Genomic DNA, 3,616 nt, shown 5'->3' with positions numbered 1-3,616 from the left:
GAAAGCGTGCGTATTGCCTGAAAACACAACCCGCTACGGGGGAGACTTACCCGAAATCTGATTTATTCAACAAAGCCTCTTTTCTTTTAAAAATAAATTATTCAGATTTATTTTCTATTGATTTAATGAGGTAGGGAATGACAGAAAGTGCTTTGCTTTTGCGAGAGGCATTTAATGAATCGGTTAACTATATGACATGGTCTTTTTATTCACTGATAACTGCTTACGTTTCGATGGCTTTTTATGATAGAGTTGAGGTTAAGACCCGAATAAATAATTATCTGAATAAGTTACTTTTCGTGATTGCTATGTCCGTTTTTATCCCAAATATGTACTTTGTTTCAATGGTGTTCAGTCAGAAGTTAGGCACCGCAGCTGGCGTTGCGTCATTCATTATTGGGCTACTTTTCATGATGTTAAACTCGGCACCTGTAATTACTGGTATCGTACAGCAGCGCAAAGATTGAGTTTTATGAGTATAGTCAGTTGGGTTTTCATCTGTTTTATCAGACTTAGAAAAATGAAATCTTTCAATTCATTGATTTTAAACGCAAAAAAATTTCTAAATGATCAGAATTATAGGGTGCTCATTTTGCACAGCAGTAGGGGTTGACCATTCAATGGAAACGCTCCTTCGAACTGACCCGGAGAAATACGGTTATCAGGCTGGCCTGAGTCGTCTTCAGCGATTTCTTTCTAAGATCCAGTACGACTGGAGCCTGCGGGATTATATCGGTCGTAAAGTGTTCGAAGGCGGATATGTGCGTCTTCAACCCAATATCTTTTCTTCGTCCCTGACTGAACGTCTTTTTCATGCCTGTTGCAGCCTTGATTATGTTGAAGCAAGACGTGCGGCAGAGCATCGCAGAAAGCTACTTTCCGGCGAGGTTGACGATACGGCTTATAACCGTCGTATGGCTGAGCCACAATTTCGGCTTGTACAGGAAGCAAACGTGATCCACGTTGATTTCCTCTGGTCGTTGCACTGTTTCAACCCTCGCCCGTTTCGGGCAATTGAGATCTATCGCAGGGTCTGGGAAGAGGCCGATCTGGACCTTCTTGAGGATGAGCCTGACATGCAGCCTGTGCCCCGTACACCAATGCCAGCTCCACTCTGGATGAAACTGCCCGGAGGCCGGTTCGGTACAGCTTATGATGGACTGACTGATACGTTGCCGCTGATGACCTATTTTGACGGGCAGGCTGACCCCAGGGCTTCACGTAGCCTAAAGACCGGAGAGAGCAGTTCTGTCGTCGTGGCATTCGAGGAAGAGGATGAGCTGACTGTTGAAGAAGATACGGCGTCCTGGATTATCTGGCATGAATACGACGGGTTACGCCAGCGCATCGCTGACGGTGAGTTTACTCCAACGACTGCTGCTCAGTATCTTCTTCGTTATGGCGCGGTCCGAATTTCAAAAGGCAAGGGCGCTGTCTATCATCGTCTCGCACAGCGGGGACAAACCTTTTCCCGCCTGGGGATAGGCGACAGAGTGTCGCTTCCAGAGCTGGTTGCCAGTCGGCGTTTTAAAATACTCAGTGATTCTGCATACCGTCAGGTTGTAGCCCGGAAATTGCGTGGACAGATAAAAAAGTTCAGATTCTGGGCATGCGTAGCTGCCTGTGTTCAGTTGCACGTACACAACAAGACGGCACTCGGAGAAAGAATTTTAACGTTACTCGAAGGTGAGAGGGAACAGCAACAAGGTGCGATCCAGGCGAAGCTGAAGGCGGGAATGATGGATGCAGTTCTAACTCTGTGTAACCAGCGACTCCGGGTGAAAGAAAATACTAACCAGCCAGAGGAGTTCCGCTATTACCGTGCCGTAAGAGCTCGTTTCATGCGCCATTTATCTGAATGCCTTAAGCCAGAAAATGGCGGCGTTATCCGTGACGTTATCTGGGAACTGAGGGTGCTGAGCAGTGCTCACGGTACGACCAAAACAGGTTTTTACTATGTCGATAGCAATCGCCCGACAGCGAAAGGACTGTTAAACCGCCTTCTGATGAGGATGGTCAAGCAGGTCGTATAAGCGTCTGAAACGCGAAACACACGAAAATGGAGGGGTTATACAAAAAAAACTTAGCTTTGATCGTGATGTAATGTGGACATCATGTCCAAGCGTTGCTGCATCCAGAAAAGTAACTTTAATCCTGTTGATACAGCCCTTGCATTACCTGTTTACGCATAGCGTGGAAACGTTCTAATTAAACCAGACGAATATAAATTTAAATTAATTCACTCACCCCCGGAATCGGGGAACTAAACAAAAGGATCATCAATGCAAAATCAAAATACACCCGCTCAGGAAAAACACACCGTATACCTTTTTAATGCCGAACATGCTGACAAGACAGCCGCCAAGCAAGCCGGGAAACTCTTCACGCTGGACATTGAACACCCAATGACCCTCAACGATCTCTCGCTGCTGTGTGAGTCGGTCGCGGACGCTGTGGGAGCACCTGGCGGAATTAAATATGAAATCACAACAGAGCCTAATGGGGTTCAGGAGGAATACTGAATCAGTGTGGTGTGAGTCCATTTTAATTTGACGTTTCATGAGTTCTATCGAGAGGCTGAAGTATGACTTTGAAAATGGAAAGTTCCCGGACTTCCAAGCCTGAGGGGCCATTTGTATTAATCACTTTTGAGGGGGACGAATTTCTTTTTGATGACAGACATAATGTCGTCAAGATAAATGGCAGGCCTAAAAAAATGGATGTAAAGCGAAATTATTTTGAGTCCGATCTGGGAGAAGGGAAAGCGAAATACTGGACTTTAAATATCGAAGAGGCTCATCGGTTCAATTCGATTGATGAAGCGACAGAACAACTTTGTAAACTGAGTCGCCCTCATCTGATCAAAATTCGCAAAGTTGAGGGGGTATCTGAATGACCAAAGAGATGTTTTTACGCATTTTAAATGAGGCACAGGCTCGTGTGGATAACGATTCGCTTCCGCTTGATGTTCGTATCCGGTCACGCACCACGGTAAATGATTGCGTCATCCGGGCAGATAAAGAGGGGTGGCCTATTGAGTATAAACAGAAGGTCTGGGTAGATGCAGTCAGTGGCTGTTATCTTTAGCGGTTACTTAAGCCAGTTCCTGTGCCCGTGAGCTTAGTAAAGGCGGAAAATGATATGGTCAAGGTGATAAATATCAACGGGAATTTAGTTGAATTACCTGAGCCCTCAGCAAAGTTATCCAAAGCTGAATCACCTGATGGTAGGTTCTCAAAACCTAAAAATAAGATCTCTAAAATACAGCGAGCTGAGCTGCGAATGAAATTTGGGGGGCGTTGTGCCTATTGTGGTTGCAAGCTTCCTGAAAAAGGGTGGCATGCCGATCATGTTGAGCCTGTTCGACGCGACTTTGAACTGGTGAGAGCCCCTGTCGGCAGCGGCGTAACTCATGTTGCCCGAAGTACGGGTAAGGTTATGCACCCTGAACTGCATGCTATAGAAAACTTATTTCCATCATGCGCCCCCTGCAACCTTTTTAAAGGAGCTTTTAGTGTTGAAGGAATGAGAAAAGAAATGGCACTGTTGCAAATAGTCGGTGGTGATAAACTTATCATCCCCTTTTGCTGATGGAGCTGCACATGAACCCATTCAA

The 3,616-nt window shown here is 45.7% G+C and carries 6 protein-coding genes; all 6 read left to right on the top strand.

The window, feature by feature from the left end:
- Positions 1-137: 137 nt before the first annotated feature.
- The 6 genes from GF617_RS26525 (at position 138) to GF617_RS26500 (ending at position 3,591) form a co-directional block, all read left to right on the top strand.
- Positions 138-467, top strand: coding sequence for a hypothetical protein (locus tag GF617_RS26525; RefSeq protein ID WP_000140246.1), 330 nt, complete (start codon positions 138-140; stop codon positions 465-467).
- Between the two features lie 153 nt (positions 468-620).
- On the top strand, positions 621-2,033 hold the full coding sequence (locus GF617_RS26520; RefSeq protein ID WP_022646499.1) for a hypothetical protein: 1,413 nt from the start codon (positions 621-623) through the stop codon (positions 2,031-2,033).
- Between the two features lie 249 nt (positions 2,034-2,282).
- Positions 2,283-2,522 carry a hypothetical protein gene (locus tag GF617_RS26515; protein WP_001180999.1) on the top strand — a complete coding sequence of 80 codons (240 nt, stop codon included), beginning with the start codon at positions 2,283-2,285 and terminating at the stop codon, positions 2,520-2,522.
- A gap of 62 nt (positions 2,523-2,584) precedes the next feature.
- Complete coding sequence (locus GF617_RS26510) at positions 2,585-2,896, top strand: hypothetical protein (protein ID WP_000172888.1); 312 nt, start codon at positions 2,585-2,587, stop codon at positions 2,894-2,896.
- A complete protein-coding gene (locus tag GF617_RS26505) occupies positions 2,893-3,087 on the top strand; it encodes a hypothetical protein (protein WP_000159617.1) in 195 nt (64 codons plus the stop codon). Before GF617_RS26510 ends, GF617_RS26505 begins: the two co-directional genes overlap by 4 nt.
- A 54-nt stretch (positions 3,088-3,141) precedes the next feature.
- A complete protein-coding gene (locus tag GF617_RS26500) occupies positions 3,142-3,591 on the top strand; it encodes an HNH endonuclease (protein ID WP_000241453.1) in 450 nt (149 codons plus the stop codon).
- Positions 3,592-3,616: the final 25 nt, after the last annotated feature.

It is taken from the genome of Lelliottia sp. RWM.1, assembly GCF_016859735.1.
In the GTDB taxonomy this organism is placed as follows: Bacteria; Pseudomonadota; Gammaproteobacteria; order Enterobacterales; family Enterobacteriaceae; genus Enterobacter.
This window is presented reverse-complemented; position numbering and strand designations above follow the sequence as displayed.

Bases quoted from the DNA above. Each gene is read 5' to 3' on its own strand.
- GF617_RS26525 (WP_000140246.1), top strand. From the start codon at position 138: ATGACAGAAAGTGCTTTGCTTTTGCGAGAGGCATTTAATGAATCGGTT.
- GF617_RS26520 (WP_022646499.1), top strand. From the start codon at position 621: ATGGAAACGCTCCTTCGAACTGACCCGGAGAAATACGGTTATCAGGCT.
- GF617_RS26515 (WP_001180999.1), top strand. From the start codon at position 2,283: ATGCAAAATCAAAATACACCCGCTCAGGAAAAACACACCGTATACCTT.
- GF617_RS26510 (WP_000172888.1), top strand. From the start codon at position 2,585: ATGACTTTGAAAATGGAAAGTTCCCGGACTTCCAAGCCTGAGGGGCCA.
- GF617_RS26505 (WP_000159617.1), top strand. From the start codon at position 2,893: ATGACCAAAGAGATGTTTTTACGCATTTTAAATGAGGCACAGGCTCGT.
- GF617_RS26500 (WP_000241453.1), top strand. From the start codon at position 3,142: ATGGTCAAGGTGATAAATATCAACGGGAATTTAGTTGAATTACCTGAG.